Annotated in this window: 14 protein-coding genes; 4 read left to right on the top strand and 10 right to left on the bottom strand. The window is 70.3% G+C overall.

The genetic code is table 11. The annotated features are described in order from the left end of the window. Nucleotides 1-108: 108 nt before the first annotated feature. Both AC1DZV_RS08920 and AC1DZV_RS08915 read right to left on the bottom strand, forming a co-directional pair. Entirely contained in the window at nt 109-858 is a 750-nt protein-coding gene (locus tag AC1DZV_RS08920; protein ID WP_028277131.1) for a 3-hydroxybutyrate dehydrogenase, read from the bottom strand. Nucleotides 859-916: 58 nt separating this feature from the next. Continuing rightward, on the bottom strand, nt 917-2,299 hold the full coding sequence (locus AC1DZV_RS08915; protein ID WP_028277130.1) for an MFS transporter: 1,383 nt from the start codon (nt 2,297-2,299) through the stop codon (nt 917-919). Nucleotides 2,300-2,430: 131 nt separating this feature from the next. Here AC1DZV_RS08915 and AC1DZV_RS08910 point away from each other — a divergent pair, with 131 nt between their 5' ends. Continuing rightward, on the top strand, nt 2,431-3,348 hold the full coding sequence (locus AC1DZV_RS08910) for a LysR family transcriptional regulator (protein ID WP_476849839.1): 918 nt from the start codon (nt 2,431-2,433) through the stop codon (nt 3,346-3,348). Between the two features lie 42 nt (nt 3,349-3,390). On the opposite strand, the gene AC1DZV_RS08905 is transcribed toward AC1DZV_RS08910, so the two are convergent. Next, nucleotides 3,391-4,374 (bottom strand): spermidine synthase, encoded by a 984-nt coding sequence (locus AC1DZV_RS08905; RefSeq protein ID WP_476950718.1) that lies wholly within the window; start codon nt 4,372-4,374, stop codon nt 3,391-3,393. Nucleotides 4,375-4,551: 177 nt separating this feature from the next. Between AC1DZV_RS08905 and AC1DZV_RS08900 the strand changes: the two genes are divergently transcribed. Together AC1DZV_RS08900 and AC1DZV_RS08895 are read left to right on the top strand one after the other, a co-directional pair. Beyond that, entirely contained in the window at nt 4,552-5,463 is a 912-nt protein-coding gene (locus AC1DZV_RS08900) for a universal stress protein (RefSeq protein ID WP_476950717.1), read from the top strand. Nucleotides 5,464-5,517: 54 nt separating this feature from the next. Then, complete coding sequence (locus tag AC1DZV_RS08895) at nt 5,518-6,525, top strand: zinc-dependent alcohol dehydrogenase family protein (RefSeq protein ID WP_476950716.1); 1,008 nt, start codon at nt 5,518-5,520, stop codon at nt 6,523-6,525. Nucleotides 6,526-6,662: 137 nt separating this feature from the next. Here the strand turns inward: AC1DZV_RS08895 and AC1DZV_RS08890 are convergent, their stop codons facing one another. Together AC1DZV_RS08890 and AC1DZV_RS08885 are read right to left on the bottom strand one after the other, a co-directional pair. Beyond that, complete coding sequence (locus AC1DZV_RS08890) at nt 6,663-7,649, bottom strand: polysaccharide deacetylase family protein (RefSeq protein ID WP_476950715.1); 987 nt, start codon at nt 7,647-7,649, stop codon at nt 6,663-6,665. A gap of 104 nt (nt 7,650-7,753) precedes the next feature. Next, complete coding sequence (locus AC1DZV_RS08885; RefSeq protein ID WP_476953488.1) at nt 7,754-8,839, bottom strand: SDR family oxidoreductase; 1,086 nt, start codon at nt 8,837-8,839, stop codon at nt 7,754-7,756. A gap of 213 nt (nt 8,840-9,052) precedes the next feature. Here AC1DZV_RS08885 and AC1DZV_RS08880 point away from each other — a divergent pair, with 213 nt between their 5' ends. After that, nucleotides 9,053-11,002, top strand: a complete 1,950-nt coding sequence (locus AC1DZV_RS08880) for a heavy metal translocating P-type ATPase (protein WP_476953487.1) — start codon at nt 9,053-9,055, stop codon at nt 11,000-11,002. On the opposite strand, the gene ppsA is transcribed toward AC1DZV_RS08880, so the two are convergent. The 5 genes from ppsA to AC1DZV_RS08855 all read right to left on the bottom strand — a co-directional run bounded on the left by ppsA (nt 11,003) and on the right by AC1DZV_RS08855 (nt 17,411). Continuing rightward, nucleotides 11,003-13,432, bottom strand: coding sequence for a phosphoenolpyruvate synthase (ppsA, locus tag AC1DZV_RS08875; RefSeq protein ID WP_476953486.1), 2,430 nt, complete (start codon nt 13,430-13,432; stop codon nt 11,003-11,005). 273 nt (nt 13,433-13,705) lie between these two features. Further along, nucleotides 13,706-13,924 (bottom strand): three-helix bundle dimerization domain-containing protein, encoded by a 219-nt coding sequence (locus tag AC1DZV_RS08870; protein ID WP_028277122.1) that lies wholly within the window; start codon nt 13,922-13,924, stop codon nt 13,706-13,708. A gap of 42 nt (nt 13,925-13,966) precedes the next feature. After that, a complete protein-coding gene (locus tag AC1DZV_RS08865) occupies nt 13,967-14,752 on the bottom strand; it encodes a glycosyltransferase family 2 protein (RefSeq protein ID WP_476953485.1) in 786 nt (261 codons plus the stop codon). Nucleotides 14,753-14,757: 5 nt separating this feature from the next. Next, nucleotides 14,758-16,311 carry a PIG-L family deacetylase gene (locus AC1DZV_RS08860; protein ID WP_476953484.1) on the bottom strand — a complete coding sequence of 518 codons (1,554 nt, stop codon included), beginning with the start codon at nt 16,309-16,311 and terminating at the stop codon, nt 14,758-14,760. Beyond that, nucleotides 16,305-17,411 carry an acyl-CoA dehydrogenase family protein gene (locus AC1DZV_RS08855; RefSeq protein ID WP_476953516.1) on the bottom strand — a complete coding sequence of 369 codons (1,107 nt, stop codon included), beginning with the start codon at nt 17,409-17,411 and terminating at the stop codon, nt 16,305-16,307. The genes AC1DZV_RS08860 and AC1DZV_RS08855 overlap by 7 nt, the downstream gene beginning before the upstream one ends. Between the last annotated feature and the right edge of the window lie 176 nt (nt 17,412-17,587).

The following is a 17,587-nucleotide window of genomic DNA, read 5'->3' as shown; positions in this document are numbered from 1 at the left end:
CGCCGTCCGGGTTCCTTGGCCGAGCTTGCGAGGCCAGGGAGACGGCGGGGAGGAACGAGCGAGCACGCGGACCATGTCCGTGCCGCCCGCACGGCAGCCCGGCCCGGGCTACCGCGCGGACCAGCCGCCGTCCATCGTGTAGCTGGCGCCGGTGACCATGCCGGCGTCGTCGGATGCCAGCCACGCCACCAGGGACGCCACTTCCTCGGGCTCCACGAGCCGCTTGACCGCTGATTCGGTCAGCATGATCTTGGCGAGCACCTCGGACTCCGGGATGCCGTGAACCTTGGCCTGGTCCGCGATCTGCGATTCAACCAGGGGCGTGCGGACGTAGCCGGGGTTGATGCAGTTGGAGGTGACCCCGTGCGCCCCGCCTTCGAGGGCCGTTACCTTGCTCAGGCCCTCGAGCCCGTGCTTGGCCGAGACGTAGGCGCTCTTGAACGGCGAGGCCCGGAGCCCGTGCACGGAGGACAGGTTGATGATGCGGCCGAAGTTGTTGGCGTACATGTGCGGCAACGCGGCCCGGATCAGCAGGAACGGGGCCTCCAGCATGAGGGTGATGATGCGGCGGAAGTCGGCCGGATCGAACTCCTCGATGGGGCTGATGCGCTGGATTCCGGCGTTGTTCACCAGGATGTCGCAGTCCAGGCTGAGCGTCTGGAGGGATTCGACGTCGAGCAGGTTGACGGCCCACGCGGTGCCGCCGACCTCGTCGGCGAGCGCGGCGGCTGCGGCCTCGTCCATATCCGCGATCACCACCTTGGCCCCGCGCGCAGCCAGGGCCCGGACGCTCGCCGCGCCGATCCCGCCGGCGCCGCCGGTGACCAGGGCCTTGCGTCCGTTCAGCGTGTTTTCCATAACTCAGCCTTCCGTGCGGGCCCCCGGGGGGCTGGAGCSGSCCCAAAACTCAAGCAGCTCAGCGGGTGGCTGCTACGGGCAGGCCTTCGCGTTCGGCGTCGGCCCGGTCCACGTCCTCCAGCGCGATGCCCTTGGTTTCCTTCAGGGTCAGCACTGCGACGGTGGTGATGGCGCAGGCGACCAGCAGGTAGATCGCGGTAGGCAGCCAGGAGCCGGTGTCCTTGAGCCACTGGGTGGCCAGGAGCGGCGCCAGCGAACCGGCGAAGATCGAGGTGACCTGCGAGCCAAGGGAGACCCCGGCGTAGCGCATCCGGGTCGGGAACAGCTCCGACATGAGGGCCGGCTGGCCGGCATACATGAAGGCGTGCAGGCACAGGCCGATCGTGACGGCCAGGACGATGATCACCGGGTTGCGGGTATCGAACATCGGGAAGGCGAAGAACGGCCAGGTGGCACCGGTGACAGCACCGATGAGGTAGACCGGCTTCCGGCCCCAGCTGTCCACGAGGCGCCCGACCTGCGGGATGACCAGGAAGTGGACGACGTGGGCGATCAGCAGGGCCAGCAGCAGCGAGGAGGTGTCGTACTTGTGCACGGACTTCAGGTAGACGATCGCGAAGCTGACCACGAGGTAGTACATGATGTTTTCCGCGAACCGGAGCCCCATGGCCTGCAGGATGCCCTTGGGGTATTTGCGGATGACTTCGCGGACGCCGTAGCTGGCGGACTGATCCTCTTCCAGCTGGGCCTTGGCCTCGAGGAAGATGGGCGATTCGGAGACGTGGGTGCGGATGTAGTAACCGACGAACACGATCACGGCGGAAAGCCAGAACGCCACCCGCCAGCCCCAGCTGAGGAAGTCGGCGGAGCTGAGCACGTTGGACATGATGAACAGGACCAGGGTGGCCAGCAGGTTGCCCACGGGAACGGCGGCCTGGGGCCAGCTGGACCAGAAGCCACGGGACTTGTTGGGGCTGTGCTCGGCGACGAGCAGGACTGCACCGCCCCATTCGCCGCCGAGGGCGAAGCCCTGGATGAAGCGCAGGAGGACCAGCAGCGCCGGCGCCAGGTAGCCGAGGGTGGCGAAGCCCGGGAGGCAGCCCATCAGGAAGGTGGAGACACCGATGATGATGATGGTGAGCTGCAGGGTGGGCTTGCGGCCGAGCTTGTCGCCGATCTGGCCGAAGACAATGCCGCCCAGGGGTCGGGCCACGAAACCGACGGCGTAGGTCAGGAACGCCTGGATGATGCCGTCCAGTTCGTTGCCCGTGGCGGGGAAGAAGTACTTGCCGAACACCAGGGTGGCGGCGGTGGCGTAGAGGAAGAATTCGTACCACTCGACGACGGTTCCCACCATCGATGCGGCGACGATTTTCTTGAGCCCGGAACCCTTGGATGCGGGTGCTGCGGCGGTTGTTGCAGAGCGTTCGTTTACGCTCATCTGATTCTCCTTAGTGTCCACGGTGACACGCGCTGTGACGCACAGCACTGAAATGGCTTCATTGAGTATTGCCGCACATCCACGGCGATTCAATGGCCAAACCAGCACCCGCTATGTGCAGAATTGCAGATATGAACGCCAATCCCGATGACCTGCTGGTCCTGCTCGCGGTCTCCCGTTCGGCTAAATTCACGACGGCGGCACAGACGCTCGGACTGAACCACACCACCGTTTCCCGCCGGATCGCGGCGCTGGAGAAGGCGCTGGGTGGCCGCGTGCTCTCCCGCGCCTCGGGAGGCTGGGAGCTCACCGAACTCGGTGCCGAGGCCGTTCGGGTGGCCGAGCAGGTCGAGAGTGCCGTGCGCACCCTCGAGCAGCCCGGGCACACCCCGGACCCCATCACCGGCGTAGTTCGGATGACCGCGACGGATGGATTCAGCGCCTACATCGCCGCCCCGGCCGTGGCCCGGCTCCGCCGCGACCATCCCGGCCTCAGCGTCGAGATCATCACCGTGACGCGCCGGGCGCTCCAGCAGCGGTCCGGCCTGGACATCGAGGTGGTGGTCGGCGAGCCGCAGGTGCACCGGGCAGAGGCCGCGCGGCTCGGCGAGTACATGCTGGGAATGTACGCCTCCCGCGGCTACCTCGCCGAGTACGGCACCCCGGCCACCGTGGAGGAGCTGACGGCCCACTCACTGGTCTACTTCGTCGATTCGATGCTGCAGGTGGACGATCTGGACGCCCCGCGGCGGCTGGTGCCCACCATGCGGGACGGGCTGAGCTCCACCAACGTCTTCGTCCACGTGGAGGCCACCCGGGCCGGCGCCGGGATTGGGTTCCTGCCCTGTTTCGCGGCCGACCTGCATCCGGACCTCGTCCGGCTCCTGCCGGACGAATTCGCGGAGCTGCTGCCCTACTGGATGGTGCTCCGGCCCGATTCGATGCGCCGGCCGGCGGTGGCCGCGCTCGTGCAGGCGCTGCGGGAGCAGACCGCGGCGCACCGCGATGCCCTGCTGGGACGGGGAGCAGCCCCATCGATTGCTCCGTAGCCGCCTTTATCGTGCCGCAAATATAGTGCCGCAAAAGGGCCGCTACGGAGCAGTCGGCGTCCCTGCGCGGGGCCCGGCCGGGGGCTCGGCGGGCGGCTGAGCGGGAACGGGCGGTTCCGCGGCCGGCTCAGCGGGCACGGGCGACTTCGGGTCATGCCGGACGGCGGCGCCGGCCGCGAACGCCCGCACCTTTTCGTCGTTCCAGATGTGGGCCGGTACCGCACCGCCGAGCAGGCGCCGCGCGAGGCCGGGGTCGTCGTCGAACGGGACATCGCTGCCGGCCATGACCATGTTGCCGAAGCGCCGGCCCTTCAGCATGGCCGGATCCGCGATGATCACGGTGTAGGCAAAGGCGTCGGCGATGGTCGCGGCGTCCTCGCGGGCATTCTTGAGGTCCGGGGCGTCGCCGGAGTTGACTACATATATCCCGCCGGGGGCCAGGACGCGCTTGGCGTGCTCGATGAATTCCCGGGTGGTCAGCGGCCGCGGGGTCAGCGAGCCGGCGAAGACGTCGCGGATGATCAGGTCCCGGGTCTGCGGGGTCAGGCTCTCGGTGACCTCGCGGGCCTCTCCCACGCGCAGGCGCAGCAACGGCGCCTTGGGCAGGTCGAACCAGCCCCGGACGTAGTCGGCGAGCTTGCCGTCCAGCTCCACCACCACCTGGCGGGCGTCCGGGTAGGCGGCGTGGAAATAGCGCGCCAGTGAGCATGCTCCCCCGCCAAGGTGCAGGGCGCGCAGCTTGGGCCCAGGCTCCCGCGGCCAGCGCGACTCCACCAGGGCTGCTATCCAGCGCATGTACTCGAAGTCGAGGAACAACGGGTCCGCGAGGTCAATGTGCGAGCTCATGACGCCGTTGATGCGCAGGAGCCAGCCGGTGGAATTGTCCTGGTCCGGGATCAGCTCGCAGTCCCCGGTATCGATGTAGTACACCCCGGCCAAAGGACCGGCCGGGCGGGAACCCTTGGGCACTTCCACAACACCCGGCCCGGCGGCTTGGACGCCCCGCCCTTTGCCCCGCTTGGCCATCAGCTATCCCCCGCATTGTGCATGTTTCAACCCTAGTTCACCGGCAGCCCCTGACGCGGCCCCGGACGCGGCCAGCCCGCGGGACCAAAGCCCCTACACATTCCCGGGCCGCAGGGTTCTACTGGGGCTGCACATAGTGCCGGGCGAAGGGGTGCGTCCGACGAGCCGGGAGGAAAAATGTCGGCACCCACAGGGCAGCAGGGCGGCACCGTGGCGGTCGGCTACGGCGGATCCGGGGCCGCCCAACTCGCTGTTCGCTGGGCGGCCGAATACGCGGCCGCGGCCGGGCTGGACCTCCTGGTGATCCACGCCTGGGTGTGGCCGGTTTTCACGAAGAACCTGGGCCCTGTCAAGGGCGTGGCCGGCAGCGGGCTGCGGCATTCCGCGGAAGCCGTCCTCGCCGAGGGCATCGAGCTGGCACGCGGCGCCGCACGCGAAGCGGCCGCTGGCGCACCGCTGGGGGCCGAGCGCGCCGTTACCGGGCAACAGCCGGAACGTCCGGGCCCCGCCGTCGACGGCGTCATGGAGGCCGGGCTCCCGGCGCCCGTGCTGCGCGACGCCTCCCGGGACGCACGGCTGCTGGTAGTGGGCAGCCGGGGCCTCGGCGCCGTCCTGGGCCAGGTGGCCGGCTCGGTCTGCGTCGATCTGGCCGGCTCGGCACCCTGCCCGGTGATGATAATCCGGCGCCCGCGCCGCCGGGCCCACCCCGTTGTCGTGGGAGTCGACGCCTCGCCCCGCAGCCCCGCCACGGTGGCCGAGGCCATCCGGTTGGCCAAAGTCCTCGGCGCCCCGCTGCACCTCGTCCACGTCGATCCATTGCGCGGCGGGGCACGGGAAGAGCACGGCCGCCATGCCCTGCTCCACGGCCAGGATCTGCTCGAGCGCGCCATCGACGAGGCCCGCGGGATGGCGCCCGGGCTGGAGGTTGCCGGCGTCCTGCGTGAGGGCCATGCGGCCCGGGAGCTCCTCGACGCCGCGGACGACGCCGACGTGCTGGTGCTCGGGACCCACAACCCTGCGGCCGGAGCCGGCAACACGGTCTCCGCCGTGCTGCACAAGGCGCGCTGCAACGTGCTAGTCACCCGCTAGCCGCCGCCAGCGCAACCGATTCGGACCTGCAGACGCTGCAAGAAGGAGGCCGCGGTGCGAGCATGGCAAGTTGGACTTCCGGGCCCCATGTCCACCGGCCCCCTCGTGGCAGCCGACCGCCCGGATCCTGTGCCGGGACGCGGCGAAGTCCTGCTGAAAGTGCGGGTCTGCGGTGTGTGCCGCACGGACTTGCACCTGGCCGAGGGCGACCTCACGCCGCGCCATGCCGGGGTCATCCCGGGCCACGAGGTAGTGGGTGAGGTGATCGGGCAGGGACCGGGGGCCGCCAGGTTCGGCATCGGCGAACGGGTGGGCGTGGCCTGGCTGGGCGGCACCTGTGGCGCCTGCCGGTTCTGCCTGCGCGGCCAGGAAAACCTCTGCCTGTCCCCCACGTTTACCGGCTGGGACCGCGACGGCGGGTACGCCGAGCTCATCACCGTGGCGGAGAACTTCGCCTACCGGATCCCGGAGACGTTCAGCGATGAGGAGGCTGCGCCGCTCCTGTGCGCAGGCATCATCGGCTACCGGGCCCTGACCCGGGCCGAACTGCCGATCGGCGGACGGCTGGGCATCTATGGGTTCGGCGGCTCCGCGCATCTGGCGGCCCAAATCGCCCTTTACCGGGGTGCGCGCGTGTACGTCATGACCCGGTCCGCGCAGGCTCGCGCGCTGGCCCTGGACCTGGGCGCGACGTTCGCGGGCGGGGCCGAGGAACAACCGCCCGATCCCCTGGATGCCGCGATCCTCTTCGCCCCCGCGGGCGGGCTGGTGCCGGTTGCGCTCCGGGCCCTGGACCGCGGCGGGACGCTCGCCGTCGCGGGCATCCACCTGAGCGATATTCCGTCGCTGCACTACGCCGACGAGCTCTTCGAAGAGCGCCAGTTGCGCAGTGTCACAGCCAACACCAGGGCCGACGGCGAGGAGTTCTTCCGGCTCGCCGCCGAGATCCCGCTCCGCCCGACCACTGTGCCGTACCCGTTCGAGGCCGCGGACCGGGCCCTGCGGGACCTGGCGGAGGACCGGATCACCGGAGCAGCCGTGCTGCACATGGACGCGACATAGCCCGGAACCACCCCAAGCAAGTCACCGCACCGACGCCAGGGACACGCCAGCGCGGCGGCAGCTGTGGGCGACTCCGTCATGGCCCAGTCCTACCGGCGGTCGCTGCGGAGTAACAGCGGCCTTTGGCCCGGCCGCGCTCAGCCCAGGACTGCATCGAGGGTGGTGAAGCCGTAGCCGGCCTGGCGGATGCGGCTGATGACCTGGGGCAGGGCAGCGGCGTCCAGGGTGGTGCCGTCGTCGGGGTTGGAGCCGATGTGCATCAGGACAATTTCCCCCGGCTGCAGGCCCGACAGGACGCGGTCCGCCACGACCTGCGCCGTCACTCCGCCGCTGGTGCCTTTCCAGCCCAGGGTGTCGACGCTCCAGCGGACGGGAAGGTAGCCGAGGTTGTTGACGGTGGCGATGGTCCTGGCATCGCGGTCGCCGAAGGGAAACCGGAAGAGCGGCCGCGGGTCAGCCCCGGCCGTCCGGATGGCCTCTTCGGCCGACCGGACCTGGTCCTTGATGCCGACGTCGGGCAGCCCGGTGAATGCCGGATGCGTCATGGAATGGTTGCCCACCCGGTGCCCGCCGGCGACGATCGCCGCCACTCCTCCGGGGTTCGCGGCAGCCCAGCTGCCGGTAAGGAAGAACGTGGCCCGCACGTCCGCGGCGGCGAGACTCTGCAGGATGCTCGGCAGTCCGGCAGCGTTGGCGCCGGCGTCGAAGGTCAGGGCCACTACGGTTCCGGCGCCCGGGATGCTCTCGACGTCGTGGCCGGCGAGCGCGGCGGGGAACCGCGCCGCGGGGGGCACCGCAGGCGGCACGGGAGCGGCTTCGGTTGGTTCTGGTGCCGGCGGCGGGACGGGAACCGGCACGGCCGGCGCAGGCAGGCTGGTGCCCGGGGGCGGCGATGCCGCGGTCGTCAAGGCAGGGGTCTGTGTCTCGGAGGCGGAGGCAGTTGCGGGGATGGAGGCAGTTGCGGAGGCGGATCCGGATGCCGTCGCGGTGACAGGCGTAAATGCGGGCGGGAACGCCGTCGGCGTCCCCGGCAACAGCAGGACCGCGACGCCGGCGGCGAGCAGCCCGAGCGCAGCCACGACGGCCGCGATCATCATCAGCCGGCGCCGGCCGCCGCTAATCATGGACCGCATGGTTCACTGTGGCCCCACCGGTCACGGCCGGTCCAGTGCTGAAAGGCCCGCGCGGCCTTGTCGCAGCGTAGGAGGACGCCGGAATCAAGCCGGAATCAAGCTGGAATCAGGCCGTCCGCACGGTACCGGTCGAACAGCTGCAGGAAGGCGTCTTCCGTGCGGCGGTACCCGGTGAAACCGGCGAGCCGGCTCTTGCTCATGTCCGTGACCACCTCGAGGTTCCGGCCCAGGTCGCCGTCCGTGTGCCACCAGGAGGCGACCTGCGCGAGGTCGGGTTCGGCCAGCCCATGGCGGGCGGCGATGCCCGACCACACGCCTTCCATGCCGCTCATTTGCTGCTCCAATGGCCGCGGTTCGTTGCTGTAACCCACCGGCTCGACCCCGAAGTAGTCGGCCAGCGCAGGCCACATGCGCCGCCAGCGGAAGACATCGCCGTTGACGATGTTGTAGGCCTGGTCGCCAACGTTGTCCGCTGTGGCCGCCCAGATCATGTGGTCCGCCAGCAGTCCGCTGTCGGTCATGTCCGTGAGGCTGTTCCACTGCGTCTCGGAGCCCGGGAAGATGAACGGCTGGCCCAGTTCCTTACAGATGGATGCCTGAACGGCGAGGGTGAGCCCCATGTTCATGGCGTTCCCGACCGCATGCCCGATCACCGTATGCGCCCGGTGCACGGACCAGCCAAAGCCCTGCTTCGCGGCCGCAGCCCACAACTCGTCTTCCTGGGCGTAGTAGAAGTTCGGCGTCGGCAGCCTCGGCTCGCTCTCCCGAAAGGGGGTGTCCGGCATTTCCCCGGCCGCATACGCCTCAAACGGGCCCAGATAGTGCTTCAGCCCGGTCATGAGGGCGACGTGCTTCACAGGCTTGCCGTTGAGGCTGGCGAGGACGTTCCGCAGCATGCCCGCGTTTGTGTCGATGTTCTCTTGTTCGGTCTTCCGCCTGGACCAGGCGGTGTAGAACACATGGGTGGGCGAAACACCTGCCAGGGCCTCGCGCAGGTTCTCCACGGATGTCAGATCCGCGCTCACATGGCGTACGTCACGGCGGCGGAGGGGATTGCGGGAGAGCCCCACCACGTCCCAGCCCTCCTCGACGAGCCTGTCCACCAGGGCGGATCCGGCAATTCCGCTTGCCCCCACCACCAGGGCGGTCCGGGTGTCGACGGTCTCTGAACTGCTTCGCACGTCATTCCTCCTGGCATCGCTTGTGCTGCGCCGCGCCCATCGCCTGTATCGGGTCCCTGCGCGCCGGCCCGCTTGATCGGGACGGATGCTCTTCCAGCCTCTCATGCCGAGGTCCGGGGACGGTCCGGGAGGCCGTCCCGGCAAGCCGGTCGCGGCCGCGCAGTAGGATTCAGGGAGACGCCAAAACTGATACGAAGCTAAGGCGGAACATCCGTGAAATTCGTACTCCGGTATCCGCTCGTGGCCGGGACCCTCGTCGTCCTGCTGGCCGTGCTGGTCTTGCTGTTCTCCGGGCAAGAAGGCATAGCACGGGCCGTTGCGAGCGTCTATGCCCTGGCCGTGGCGGCCTACCTCGCCGTCGGGATGGCGCGCCGGCTCGCAGGCGGCCAGTTCGGCATCGACATCCTGGCCGTCACCGCAATCGTCAGCACCGTGCTGGTGGGCGAGTACGTCGCCTCGATGATCGTCGTACTCATGCTCGCGGGCGGCACTGCCCTTGAGGACTACGCCGCCGGCCGGGCCAAGGGCGAACTCACCGCGTTGCTCGAACGCGTCCCGCAGACGGCCCACCGGGAGCGCAACGGCTCCGCCGCCGGAACCCACACAGCCGGAACCCACACAGCCGGAACCCCCGCCGCCGCCGGAACCCCAACGGAGAGCCAACACGAGGACGTGGCGGCCGCCGACGTCGAGATCGGGGACATCCTGCTGGTCAGGCCCGGCGAGGTGGTCCCGCTGGACGGCGTCCTGCTCTCCGAGTCCGGCTCGTTCGATGAGTCCTCGCTCACCGGGGAGAGCCTGCCGGTGGAGCGGTCCGCCGGGGACGGCCTCATGAGTGGTTCGCTGAACGGTGAGGCCGCGGTCCGGATGCGGGTCACGGCGCGCATGGAGGATTCGCAGTACAGCCGGATCGTCGCCCTCGTGCAGGAGGCGGCGGACAGCAAGGCGCCCATGGTCCGGCTCGCCGACCGCTATGCCGTGCCGTTCACGGCCCTCGCGTACGTGCTCGGCGCCGTGGGCTGGATCATCAGCGGCAGCCCGGAACGCTTCGCCGAGGTCCTCGTGGTGGCCACGCCGTGCCCCCTGCTGATCGCAGCGCCGGTGGCGTTCCTCGGCGGCATGAGCCGCGCCGCGCACTCCGGTGTCATCGTCAAGTACGCCGGGGTGCTGGAACAGCTGAGCCGGATCAAAACGGCCGCCTTCGACAAGACAGGGACCCTCACGTACGGCCGCCCGTCCCTGCTGCGTATCCGGACCGCCGGGCCCCTCGCAGAGGACGAGGTCCTGCAGTTGGCGGCGTCCGCGGAACAGTATTCCTCGCATGTCCTGGCCGCCTCGGTGATGGAGGCCGCCCGGAACCGGGCCCTGCCCTTCGCGGCCGCCACCGAAGCCACCGAATTCGCCACCCACGGGGTCCGCGCCAGGTTCGACGGCCAGGACGTGGTGGTGGGCAAGCCCGCGTTCGTCGCAGAGTGGGCGTCCGGCGTTGCGGAGGAGGGGCTGGCCAGCGGCGAGCTCGCCATCTACGTCGGTGCCGGCGGAAAATTCGTGGGCGCCCTGGTGATGAGCGATCCCATCCGCAAAGAGACCCGCCGCACCCTCGCCGACCTCAAGGCCCTGGGCGTACGCCGAACGGTCATGCTGACCGGTGACGCGCTCGCCACGGCCCGGCACATCGCGGACGAGGCAGGGCTCACCGACGTCCGCGCCGAATGCCTGCCGCGGGACAAGGTCGAGGCCGTCAGGTCGCTGCCGGACCGTCCGGTCATGATGGTCGGCGACGGCGTCAACGATGCCCCCGTCCTGGCGGTCGCCGACGTCGGAATCGCCATGGGCGCCCGCGGCTCGACGGCGGCCGGCGAGTCGGCCGACGTCGTGATCATCCTCGATGACCTTTCCAAGGTGGGGACCGCCGTCCGGATCGGGCAACGCACCGTGCAGGTGGCCCTGCAGAGCATCTGGATCGGCATCGGCCTGAGCGTGGCCCTCATGCTGGCCGCGGCCGCGGGCTACGTGCCGGCCATCGCCGGCGCCCTGTCCCAGGAACTGGTGGACCTCGCCACGATCCTCAATGCCCTGCGTTCACTCGGCCCCGGCCGCCACGGCGCCGCCAGCCCGGTGCGGTCCCGGGAAAGCGCGCGGCAGGCCCCGCTACCGGGATGACTATTTCCTGGCAGACTCTGTCTCTGCTGCCGCGACGGCTGACTCAGTCTCCGCTTCCGCGATCCGCGGCACGGTCTTGAGGTAGCTGTCCGGGTTCAGGGAGATCGAGTCGATCCCTTCGCGCACCAGGAACGCGGCGAACTCCGGGTGGTTGCTCGGTCCCTGCCCGCAAATGCCGATCTTGATGCCGGCGGCGTGGGCCTTGCGGATGGCCTCGCTGATCATCGCCATCACGGCCTCGTCCCGCTCATCGAAGAGCGCCGCGAGCTGGCCGGAGTCACGGTCCACGCCCAGGACCAGCTGGGTGAGGTCGTTGGAGCCGATCGAGAACCCGTCGAACCGCGTGGCGAACTTCTCGGCCAGGACCACGTTGGAGGGGATTTCGCACATCATGTAGACCTGCAGCCCGTTGCTGCCGCGGACCAAACCATGCTCGGCCATCACGGCCAGGACCTTGTCCGCCTCCTGCGGCGTGCGGCAAAACGGCACCATGACAATCACGTTGGTGAACCCGAGCTTCTCGCGGACACGTTTGAGCGCGGCGCATTCGAGCGCGAACCCCTCGCGGTAACGGGGGTCGTAGTAGCGCGAGGCGCCGCGGAACCCGAGCATGGGATTCTCTTCCGGTTCCTCGAAGGCGCCACCGCCGAGCAGGTGGGCGTATTCGTTGGTCTTGAAGTCGCTGAGCCGGACGATCACGGGGCGCGGGTAATACGGCGCGGCGATCTTGGCGATCCCCAGCGACAGGGCGTCCACGAAGTACTCGGCCGGGTCCGCATAGGCCTGCGCCAGCTCCCGGATCTGGTGCGCCTCGGCCGGATCCGTGACCCGTTCCGGGTGGACAAGCGCCATGGGATGGACGCGGATCAGGCTGCTGATGATGAATTCCATCCGGGCAAGCCCGACGCCGTCCGCCGGCAGCCGCCACCACTGGAAGGCCGCGGCTGGGCTGGCGATGTTGACCATGACGGCCGTGCGCGTCGCAGGCAGCGCGCCGAGGTCCACCTCTTCGGTTTCGAACGCCAGGGTGCCGTCGTAGACCCGGCCCAGATCACCTTCGGCGCAGGAGATCGTCACGGGCCGGCCCTCGGCCAGGACGGCCGTGGCGTTGCCGCTTCCGACGACGGCGGGGACACCCAGCTCGCGGCTGACGATCGCCGCGTGGCTCGTGGGGCCGCCGTGGTCCGTGACGATGCCGGCTGCCCGTTTCATGATGGGCACCCAGTCCGGGTCGGTCATTTCGGTCACGAGGATGGCGCCGTCGCGGAACGTCGCGATGTCCGCCGCGGTCCGGATGACGCAGGCCGTGCCGTGCGCAATCGAGTCGCCGATGGCCGATCCGGTGGCGAGCACGGGCCCCTGTTCCAGCAGGTGGTGGATGGTGAACTGCGGCCCGGTCCGGCGTGACTGGACCGTCTCGGGCCGGGCCTGGACCATGAAGAGTTCCCCGGTCTCGCCGTCGCGGGCCCATTCCATGTCCATGGGCCGGCCGTAGTGGTTTTCGACCGTGACGGCCCAGCGGGCGAGGGCGAGGATCTCGGCGTCGCCCAGCACGAAGGCCCGGCGCTCGGCCTCCGAGGTGTCCACCATCCGGGTGCGGGCGCTCCCGCCGCGGCTGTAGACCATTTTCCGGGCCTTGGAGCCGAGCGATTTCTCGATGATCGGGGTGATGCCCTCTGCGGCCGCGGACTCTGTCAGGAGCGGCTTGAAGACCAGGTACTTGTCCGGATTGATGGTGCCCTGGACGACGGTTTCGCCAAGGCCCCAGGCCGCGCTGATGACGGCGGCGCGGGGAAAGCCCGAGTCGGTATCGATGGAGAACATCACCCCGGAGGCGCCGACGTCGGAGCGCACCATCCGCTGGACGCCGATCGAGAGGGCGACGTCCATGTGGTCGAAGCCCTTGACCTCGCGGTAGCTGATGGCCCGGTCCGTGAAGAGTGAGGCGTAACAGCGGCGGCAGGCGTCCAGCAGTTCCCGCTCACCCGCGATGTTCAGGAAGGTCTCCTGCTGCCCGGCGAAGCTCGCGTCCGGGAGGTCCTCCGCCGTCGCGCTGCTGCGCACGGCCACGGCGAGCCGGTCCATGCCGGCCCGGTCCCCCAGGGTCCGGTAGTGGGCGCGGATGGCGTCGGCGATGTCGCCGGGGAACTCGCTGGCCAGGAACAGGTCCCGGATGGCGTCTCCGGTGGCGCGCAGTGTGGCGTCCCCGGCCCGGTAGGCGGCAATGCGCGATCGCATGGCGGCGTCGATCCCGTTGGCCGCGACGAACGAGCGGTACGCGGCGGCTGTGGTGGCGAACCCGTCAGGGACCCGTATCCCCTCGCCTTGGAGGGTCCGGATGAGCTCGCCGAGCGAGGCGTTCTTCCCGCCGACCAGCGGGACGTCGGCCATGCCGATCTCGTCAAACCACAACACGGGCGATTCAGCCATCACAGCACTCCTGTGGATTGTCGGTGGACCCATACTGCGCGGGATCGGTGTTCCGGGGTCAGGGGCTTTGGACCCGCGCGCCCCCTCCGGCTACTGTGCCGCCTGCCCCGGGCCGCCGCCGTCGAAATCGCCGGACACCTGCGGGATCGCCGGAACTATACGGCGATGTCGCGCGGATCCGGCGAACTCGAGGGTGCGGGGTCACGCGGGGTGCGGGGGTGCCGGGTCGCGCGCATCCGGCGAACTCGCGGCTAGGGGGCGGCGTCACGTGCGTTAGTCTTCGGCGGCGCTGATCCCGAACTCGCTCTTGAGCCGCACGCGGGCACCGCGCTCAACCAGTGTGGGTATGTAGGTCCGGATCCGGCCTGCGTTCAGGGCATCGAATTCCTCGCCGACGATACCGGCGATGTGCATCCGCGGTACGTGCGGAAACCTGGCAGCCAGACGCTCGACAACCTGATCAATGCTGGGTTCTTTCGCATCGTCCGTCACTTCTTCAGTGTGGAGCGGCCGGGTCCCGGCGTCAATGAATCTTCAGCCGGCAGGCGGCAGCAGGTGGCCCAGGCTCCGCAGGTAGGTGCCAAAGCCGTGGGGCGCCCGGGCATGGGTCCGGCCGGAGGTCATGACCCTGATGCTGTCCGTTGCGGTGACCGTAAAGGCGCGGCTGCGGAGGCTGTGCACCAGGGTCCGGTCTTCTTCGGACGTGACCCGGGCGAACCCTCCGGCGGCAAGATAGGCGGAAGCCCGGACCCCGAAATTCGCGCCATAGATATGGGGGTGGTCCTCGCGGAAGGGGTGGCGTTCGTGCCAGCGCCGGAGCAGCTCAGGGTCCATCCCGGCGGGGTCCGGTTCCACGGAACCCAGCACGGCGTCGGCCCCGGCCTCGGCGAACGCCAGCTGGTGCACCAGCCAGTTCTCCGGCACCCGGGAATCGGCGTCGGTGTTGGCCAGCCAGGTCCGACCGGCCCAGGGCGGCGGCGTCCAGCGCTGGCCGGGCGGCCGCCGCCGGGTCACGCCGATGCCGGAGGCCCGGACGCCAGCGGCCCGGCTGGCGCCGGCGCTGCGGTAGCTGACCGCCAGTGCGCTGAAACGCGGGTCCGAGGCTGCGAAGCCGGCCATGACGGCGGCGGAGCCGTCCGTGCAGCTGTCCAGTACCACCGTCACCCGGGTCTCGACGTCGGACCGGACCCTGCGGAGGGCGTCCGCGGACCGCTGGACGGCCTCCAACGCCAGTTCCAGGTGGTCTTCCTCGTTGTTTGCGGGCATGACGACGGCGACCCGGTCGATGCGGTGCCCGCGCGGCAATGGCAACGCCGTCATCGGGGTCACCGCATCCGTTCCGGGCCGCCCAGGCCCGGCGCGGCACCCGGTACAGCGTCCGGGGCAAGGAACACCTCGAGCACAAAGTCGCGCTCCTGGTAGCTCCCGCTGCCGGCCCAGCCCAGGTGCCGCCGGGCCGCGGCGTGGACCGCGTCGCCGTCGAGTTCCCAGCCGGAAATGGGGTGCCGCCAGTGGCACAGCGCGAGGGTCCCGCCGGGCATGAGCGAGCCTTGAATCCGGTCGAACAGTCCGGCGAGCTCTGCCGGTGAGAGGTAGTAGCCCACCTCTGAAACCACGATCAGGTCGAACGATCCGTCCGGCCACTCGTTCGGGACGGTCAGGTGTCGCGTCGTCGCCGCGGGCAGGTGCGCGAGCCGCCTGGCGGCACGGTCCAGCGCGGCGCCGCTGGCATCGACGGCGAGGAAGCTTCCGCACCGCGGCGCGAGTTCCACGCTCAGAGTCCCGATGGAGCAGCCGATCTCCAACCCGGACGTGTAGCTGCTGCCGGGCAGCGCGGCGAGCGTGAGGGTGCGTTTGCGCTGCTCGTACCAGCTCGAGGTGTACTGCCAGGGGTCCTCCTCCCGGGCGTGGACCGCATCGAACACGCGCTCCGCGTCGCCCGCGACGAAGGGCCGCCGGGACCCGCCATCGCCCGGGCCGTCCGCAGGGCTGACCGCCTGGCCGTCGGGCGGGGCGACCGCGGGGTGCCAGGCAAACGTCTCCCAGGTCCGCGCAAAGTGTGCCAGGAAGGCCGGAGGCAGGAGCACTTCGTCGCCCGGCAGCCCGGAGAGCGGGCGGACCTGGGACACATGTGCCGCCATCGCGGCGGCCTTGGCCTCAAGCTCTGCCGGGCGCAGCGGCAGCCGGAACCAGTCGCGCCATGCGCCGCCGGCCGGGTCGCCGGGTCCGGTCAGGCCGGCCGCCCCGGCCGGGTCGTCGCCGGCGTCCGGCGCGCCTGGTGCCGCCCACAGCCAGTACCAGATGGGGTACTCGAGGAGGGCGTGGCCCGCCGCGGCGCTGAGCCCGGCGGCAACGGATCCGAGGACGTCGTGGTCGGTGTGTCCATCGGAGCGGTAGGGCGCCACGAGGACCACCTCGTCGGCGGCGCGACCGCACACGGCCGCCGCCTCCCGGACCGCGTCCCGGACGGCCTTCCGGATCTCTTCGCGGTGCCCGGCGAGGTGACCGTCGGGCAGGCCCAGGCACTGCCACGCCACGTCCCCGGCCCCGTTCCCGGCTCCGGAAAGGCGTTTCAGGGCGTCGCCGAACTCCTGCAGCCGGACCGCCGCGAGCTGTTCCGGCGTCGTCGTTGGCGAGCCGGGGTGGGATCCTTCCCCCGCCGTGCACAGCAGCACCCGGACCGTGGCGCCGACGGCGTGCAGCCGGGCCAGCAGCCCGCCGGCCCCGAGCGATTCGTCGTCCGGGTGCGCGGCCAGGACAACGAAGGCCCGGCCGGCGAGCGCCGCGTCATCCAGCGGCAGGTCCGGCAGCCCGGCGGCACGGCTGCCGGCCCAGGCGGCCTCGGTGGTCCCGGCGTCGTTGTGGGTGAAGGTCACCATGGGTTGCTTTCGGCCAGCGCCAGGGCGCCCAGCTGCGCGTCGTCGCGCATTGCGTGGTGCTGGCGGATGTACAGGGCGAGATCGGCCATCCGTTTTCCGTAGCGCTCGTCAAAGGCGAGCGGGGCCGGACCGAGATTTTGGCTCACGAGCGTCTGGACGCGTTCGACGGCGGCGGCCACGCTGCCGCGCACGCGCAGGGCTTCCTGCCACGCACCGCGGTCCGAGAGTTCGCCGGCGTCGATCCTCGCGGCCGTGCCGGCCAGGTAGGCGGTCAGGGCGGCCAGCGTTCGGTCAATCTCGCCGAGGTGGGCCAGTGCAATCTGGTCCGGTTCCCGTCCGCCGTCGGCGGCGTGCCGCAGGGAGTCGGCGAAGCTGCGCGCCACGGCGACGGCGCCGCCGAGCCAGCAGGCGGCCACGCCCATGCCGCCCCACGCGAAACCCGGGCGCTGATAGTACCAGCCGGCGCCGCCGAGGGGCACGGCGGAAACGGCCTCGAAGTGGACTGTGCCGCTGGGAATCTCGCGCAGCCCCCGGCTGGTCCACTCCGGATTCGCGAAGCCCACCCCGTTCGCGTGGAGGTCGACGGCGAAGGCGGCCCGGCCGCCGGCCTCCAGATGGGCCGTCAGCACGGCATGGTCCAGCTGGGCGGCGAGCGAGCACCAGGGCTTGGATCCCTGCAGGATCCAGCCATCTGCGGCTTCCTTGGCTTCGAGCCGCAGGCCGGGCGCCTCGGCGGCGAACACACCCCAGGTCCCCTCGAAGTCGGCATCGTCCGGGTCCGGGCAGTCCCGGCCGTGCCGTGCCGCCTCATCGCCGGCTTGGGCCAGGATCGCCACGGCATCCAGGTGTGGTTCCAGCACCCGTCCGGCGGCGACATCGACGGCGGTCACGGAGGCCAGAATCTCCCACAGGAACGCGGTCCGGCCGTCCCCTGGTTTGGGCGCCGCCACCGCGGCCGCCTTGGCCAGCTCCAGCAGCGCCGGCACATCGCCGACGGCGTCCTGCGCCTCGGACAGCAGGGGGCTGATCGTCTCCAGTTCCGCGGCCGCGGAGCTGATCCGGACAGGTAGGGGGTGGTGCGAGATGGGGATCCCGTTCATTTCGGCGGCCTGTGTTCCTTCGGGCTGGGCGGATCGGGCTGGGCGGATCGGGCTGGGCCCGGCCACGTGGCTGAAGTCCTGCGCGTCCGCGGCCGCGCCGCCATCGCTGGCGCCGTCGACAAGTAATCTAAGCATACTTAGCACTTGGGGGTGGCCGGGCGCTTCACGGGGTCGGC

The sequence above is a fragment of the Arthrobacter sp. P1_D12 genome (assembly GCF_056406175.1).
Note: the sequence above shows the minus strand (reverse complement) of the source record. Positions and strands in the feature narration are given on the sequence as shown.